This window comes from Streptococcus danieliae, assembly GCF_025447695.1.
GTDB classification, from domain to species: Bacteria; Bacillota; Bacilli; order Lactobacillales; family Streptococcaceae; genus Streptococcus; species Streptococcus danieliae.
Genome location: NZ_JAOBSU010000133.1, coordinates 1 through 3,931, shown reverse-complemented (window position 1 = coordinate 3,931; position 3,931 = coordinate 1). Strand labels below are relative to the sequence as shown.

Sequence of the window (3,931 nt, the reverse complement as noted above, 5' to 3'; positions counted from 1 at the left end):
CAAAAAGGATGGCCAAACTCCTTGGTACACAAGGGGTTAGCTATCCTTTGTCTTTTTTAAACTGATAAACTCGGGAGACAACGGGAATGATTCGAGTTCCTTTTGGCAAATGACAAGGCTCTTCCTTTCTGCTATAATGATGAAAAGGTGATATTATGGCAAATTTAAATCGATATAAATTTTCTTTTGGAAAGAAAACCCTAACGTTAACAACAGAATATGACAATCTCTTTATGGAAGAGATTGAGCGTCTGGCGCAGGAGAAATACCAGGCTCTTAAGGAGCAGATGCCCAAGGCAGACGATGAAACTCTGGCTATCCTGTTGGCAATCAATACCTTGTCCGTTCAATTGAAACGGGAAGTGGAGCGTGCCCAGGAAGATCAGGAAGCGGCGAAGTAGGTGCTCTTATGCTTGATTTAGTCCTTCTTTTGCTGCTGGTTTGGAACTTTTATTTAGGTTACCAGCGAGGTCTGGGCCAGCAACTTGGTCAGACAGTCCTGTTTTTGATTTCCTTTATCGTCGCATCCTTGACCTATGGGCAAGCGGCCCAGTTTTTGAGTCTCTGGATTCCCTATGCTAATCCAGTTCGTGGCAGTCAGGTCCTCTTTTTTGAGTCGGGCATTTTGTTTGACCTGGATCAGGTTTTCTATAGTGGTCTAGGCTTTCTGATGGCCTTTAGCCTGGTTTGGCTTCTTGGCCGCATTTTGGGGACCTTTCTCATCTTTTTCCCTTGGAAATGGACCTGGGACAGTCTACCGGCCTCACTCCTATCGGGCGGTCTATCCCTACTTCTGACCTGGTATCGAGTGGAGATGGTCATCTTTATTTTGGCGACCGTTCCCCTTCCCGTGGTGCAAGATTTGCTCAGCTCCAGTTTTTTGGTGCAATTTATGATGAATCTCTCCCCATTTAGCCGCTTGCTTTTACGCCAACTTTGGGTGAACAGTGTTTTGGGAAGTTTGTAAACAAGATGGAAGAGTTTGGCGACAGGCTCTTTCTTTTTAGATTTTTGGAGAAGTGATGAATTTAAAAATATATGAAAGTTTGGAGTTTTCAGAAGTCAAAAGCGCTTTTGCCTCCTATCTACGGACGGTAGAAGGGCAGAAAACCTTAGCGAATTTGAAACCTATGACTCAGCAAAAAGATATCCAGCAAGCCTTTGATCAGTTGCGGGATATTGAAAATCTTGGGACCGCAGGTTATAGCTTGCCTATGACCAGTCTCGGGGATTTGACCCCCAGCTTGAAACGCCTGCAGCTGGAGGCGGAATTAAACCTGGATGATTTTCAAGATATTAAGGCCCTGCTAAGAGCCAGTCAGGTGCTCAAAGATTTTTACCTAGACTTGGAAGATGTCAGTCTTCCGCATCTGGCAGTTTATTTTGAAAATTTGGAGACCTTCCCGCAATTCCAAGGTGCCCTGCAGGCCATTGCCGATAATGGGACGATTGAGGATTTTGCCAGTGAGGATTTGTTGCGAATCCGCCGCCGCTTGCGCCAGGCCGATCGGGACTTGCGCCAGACCATGCAGGAGTTGCTTAAGAAGAAGGCAGATTACTTGGCAGATCCACTCTTTGCCAGCCGGAATGGCCGCCATGTCTTGCCAGTCAAGCAGAGTTTCCGCAATCGGGTGCAAGGGATTGTCCAGGATATTTCTGCGACCGGAAATACGGTCTACATTGAACCGCGTGAGTTGATCCAAATCAATGAAGACATTGCTGGCCTCGAGGCAGAAGAGCGTTACGAAATCCGGCGCATTCTCCGCGAACTGGCCAATCTCCTCCGTCCTCAGGTACAGGCCTTTCAAAACAACCATTGGCTTTTGGGGCATTTTGACTTCTTGGGGGCCAAGTACCAGTATATGCGGGATCGGGACGCCCACATCCCAACCATTTCGAGCCAGAATGATATCCGCCTGCTCCAAGTACGCCATCCCCTCCTGGAAGAGCCTGTAGCCAATGACCTGCATTTTGGGAAGGATTTGACTAGTATTGTGATGACGGGTCCCAACACAGGGGGAAAAACCCTGATGCTTAAGACTTTGGGCTTGGCTCAGTTAATGGGGCAGGCTGGTCTGCCGATTCTGGCAGCCGAGGGCAGTCGAATTGGTCTTTTTGATCAGGTTTTTGCGGATATTGGTGACGAACAGTCGATTGAGCAAAGTCTATCGACCTTCTCTAGTCACATGACCAATATTATCCAGATCCTCCAGCAGGCCGGTCCCTTTTCGCTTGTTCTTTTTGATGAATTGGGAGCAGGGACGGACCCGCAAGAGGGGGCGGCCCTGGCCATCGCAATTTTAGAAGATCTCCGCTTACGGGGCATTAAAACCATGGCCACCACCCACTACCCAGAGCTTAAAGCTTACGGGATTGAGACCCAAGCAGTGGAAAATGCCAGCATGGAGTTTGACACCCTGAGCCTCCGCCCAACCTATCGCTTTATGCAGGGCGTACCGGGCCGGTCCAATGCGTTTGAAATTACCAGACGGTTAGGCTTGGCAGAGGTGATTGTGGCCCAAGCAGAGGGGCAATTGGACCAGGACCAGGATGTCTCACGGATTATTCAACGCTTGGAAGACCAAACTCTGGAAAGTCGGCGCCGGCTGGAATCCATCCGTGACCTGGAGCAAGAAAACTACAAGCTTAATCGGGCTCTGAAAAAACTCTATGTGGATTTGGAACGTGGGCAAGAAGCCGAGCTAAATGAGGCGCGGAAAGAGGCTCAGAAGATTGTGGCCAAGGCCACGGAAGAGAGTGAGCAGATCCTGAAAAACTTACAAGCAGGAGCTGAACTCAAGCCCCACCAGGTTATTGAAGCCAAGGCGAAGCTGAAGGAATTAGCACCAGAAACAATCAATCTGTCCAAAAATAAGGTGCTCAACCGGGCTAAAAAGAAAAAAGCTCCTAAGGTCGGGATGGAAATCCTGGTTAGCCAATATGGGCAGCGGGGCAATCTGGTTCGGCGCTTGAAGGATGGACGCTGGGAGGCCCAGGTTGGACTGATGAAGATGACCTTAAAAGAGGATGAGTTTGAAGCGGTTGGCAAGGAAGCGGCTGCCGAGAAACCGGCCTCTCGGAAGGTCTCAACGCTTAAACGTAGCAAGAGTCAGGGAGCCAAGGCTCGCTTGGACTTACGGGGTAAACGTTATGAGGAAGCCATGGAAGAATTGGACGCCTTTATTGATCAAGCCCTGTTGAATAATATGGCCCAGGTGGATATTATCCACGGGATTGGGACTGGAGTGATTCGTGAGGGCGTTCAGAATTACCTGCGCCGGAATAAACAGGTCAAGTCCTTTGCCTATGCGCCACAGAATGCTGGAGGGTCAGGAGTGACCATCGCAATTTTTAAATAAAACTTTTTTCTCGAAGGTTAGTGTGGATTCAGTATCGGAATCGGGAATCAAATTCTATCATTATTTCCGAAATTGGTGTAAACTAGTAGCAAGAACAAAAAAGGAGCTATTGATATGGTACAAAGTGTGACTGATGCAAATTTTGTTGAAGAGACTCAAGAAGGTCTTGTGTTGATTGATTTCTGGGCAACTTGGTGTGGTCCTTGCCGCATGCAGGCTCCAATCTTGGAGCAATTGGCAGGCGAAGTTGATGAGTCTGAATTGAAGATCGTGAAAATGGATGTTGATGAAAACCCAGAAACTGCGCGTGAATTCGGAATTATGTCAATCCCAACCTTGATGTTTAAGAAGGACGGAGAGGTTGTGAAACAGGTAGCTGGTGTGCACACCAAGGATCAGTTGAAAGAAATGATGGCATCACTTTAAGTGGTGTTTGTAAAAGCCTGGGACTCGTGCCGGAGTGGTTGGAGTCTCAGGTTTTTCGCATATTTAAAATGAATCATTCCCGTTGTCTCTGATCCGATGTATACCAAGGGAATAGAAGAGTATAAAAAGAAAAATCGCCACGGTAA

The 3,931-nt window shown here is 47.9% G+C and carries 4 protein-coding genes; all 4 read left to right on the top strand.

The window, feature by feature from the left end:
• Positions 1-155 precede the first annotated feature (155 nt).
• The 4 genes from N4310_RS07875 to trxA all read left to right on the top strand — a co-directional run bounded on the left by N4310_RS07875 (position 156) and on the right by trxA (position 3,785).
• On the top strand, positions 156-401 hold the full coding sequence (locus N4310_RS07875; RefSeq protein WP_160332416.1) for a hypothetical protein: 246 nt from the start codon (positions 156-158) through the stop codon (positions 399-401).
• Between the two features lie 8 nt (positions 402-409).
• Positions 410-967 (top strand): CvpA family protein, encoded by a 558-nt coding sequence (locus N4310_RS07870; protein WP_262092741.1) that lies wholly within the window; start codon positions 410-412, stop codon positions 965-967.
• 55 nt (positions 968-1,022) lie between these two features.
• Positions 1,023-3,359, top strand: coding sequence for an endonuclease MutS2 (locus N4310_RS07865; RefSeq protein ID WP_262092740.1), 2,337 nt, complete (start codon positions 1,023-1,025; stop codon positions 3,357-3,359).
• 114 nt (positions 3,360-3,473) lie between these two features.
• Complete coding sequence (trxA, locus tag N4310_RS07860) at positions 3,474-3,785, top strand: thioredoxin (RefSeq protein WP_262092739.1); 312 nt, start codon at positions 3,474-3,476, stop codon at positions 3,783-3,785.
• Positions 3,786-3,931 lie beyond the last annotated feature (146 nt).

Coding starts and splice junctions, on each gene's coding strand:
- N4310_RS07875 (WP_160332416.1), top strand. CDS start 156: ATGGCAAATTTAAATCGATATAAATTTTCTTTTGGAAAGAAAACCCTA.
- N4310_RS07870 (WP_262092741.1), top strand. CDS start 410: ATGCTTGATTTAGTCCTTCTTTTGCTGCTGGTTTGGAACTTTTATTTA.
- N4310_RS07865 (WP_262092740.1), top strand. CDS start 1,023: ATGAATTTAAAAATATATGAAAGTTTGGAGTTTTCAGAAGTCAAAAGC.
- trxA (WP_262092739.1), top strand. CDS start 3,474: ATGGTACAAAGTGTGACTGATGCAAATTTTGTTGAAGAGACTCAAGAA.